Consider the following 1,364-nt stretch of genomic DNA (forward strand, 5'->3'; position numbering starts at 1 on the left):
TATAGTGGCTCAGTTGTCAAGACAAAAATCTAAGATTTTTATAATGAACTGATATGGTGGACAAGTTACAAGGAACATGGAGAGAACAGTGGAGCACTCCCCAGATCCAATATATGCTAAGCTACATATGGCATCAACATTGCCGGATAGTAGCATTCAGCCGGTGTTTGGTAATCAAGTGCAGAATGGCGTCGCTCAAAGTTGTAGGTGTGGATATACTGTCTGATAGCAGCCCTTGCTTCCCTGATGTTGTTGTACTGTGTCAGATAGGCTTCCTCATACTTGAAGCTGCGGAACCAGCGCTCAATCATGATGTTGTCTGCCCAGCGGCTTTTTCCATCCATACTCTGGCGGATACCGTTTTCCTTTACAAAGTCAATGTATTGCTGACTTGTAAACTGACAACCCTGATCTGAATTCAAGATCTGAGGTTTTGCCACTTTGAAAGCTTTTTTCAGGGCACTGATAACCATTCTGGTATCAAGTGTGTCATCCACTTCCCAGCCGACAATACAACGGCTATACCAGTCGATCACGGCTGTCAGATACAGAAATCCGCGCTTGATCGGAATATATGTAATGTCAATAGACCATGCCTGATTTGGTTTGTCTATGACCGCATTACGAAGAAGATATGGACATACTTTCGCCTGCTGCATTCGCTTGGAAAGATTCATCTTTGGATAAATCGGGTAAATATCCATCTCATTCATGTAGCGTCTTGCCTTGCGGCGTCCAACCTGGTAACCACGGGTTTTTAACTGTGCAGACATTTGTCTTGCGCCCCAAGTGGGATTATCTGTATGGAGATGATCAATGATCTCTTTGCAGGCCAGTTCCTCATCTGAAATAGGGGCACCCTTGTAATAAATGCTTGTACGGTTGATGTCAAGCAACCTGGCGCCAACAGAAGCCGGAATTTCCTTAGTCGTCAAAAGGTTTTGGACTAAACTTACTCTCGTAGTCAGGTCCACAAATTTCTTCAGATTTTTTTTTGAGCCAGTCAACCTGCATGGTTAACTGACCAACCTTTTTGGCATACTCCGCTTTCTCCTTACGCTCTTCGGCAAGCTTTTCTTTGAGGTTTTCCTCACGCTTGTCGTCGAACACAACCGAAGCATTGTTCAAGAACTCTTTTTTCCAGTTGCGGAGCAGATTTGGTTGGATGTTATTTTCAGTTGCAAGGGTATTGAGATCTTTCTCACCCTTAAGCAGCTCAATTACAAGGTCTGATTTGAATTTGGCATTAAAATTTCTTCTTTGTCTGGACATGATAATGGATCCTTTCTTTCATACTGGTTTAAGTATATCAGATTCATTAAAAACTGTCCGAAAAAGTGTCTTAATTTATGAGACCATTATAC

Annotated in this window: 2 protein-coding genes; both read right to left on the reverse strand. The window is 42.5% G+C overall.

Features of this window, described 5'->3' with window-relative positions; genetic code table 11:
• Positions 1-116: 116 nt before the first annotated feature.
• Positions 117-935, reverse strand: coding sequence for an IS3 family transposase (locus FYJ25_RS14315; protein ID WP_242970654.1), 819 nt, complete (start codon positions 933-935; stop codon positions 117-119).
• Entirely contained in the window at positions 925-1,272 is a 348-nt protein-coding gene (locus FYJ25_RS14710) for a transposase (RefSeq protein WP_229097941.1), read from the reverse strand. The genes FYJ25_RS14315 and FYJ25_RS14710 overlap by 11 nt, the downstream gene beginning before the upstream one ends.
• Positions 1,273-1,364: the final 92 nt, after the last annotated feature.

The organism is Anaerobutyricum soehngenii, assembly GCF_009697165.1.
GTDB classification, from domain to species: domain Bacteria; phylum Bacillota; class Clostridia; order Lachnospirales; family Lachnospiraceae; genus Anaerobutyricum; species Anaerobutyricum soehngenii.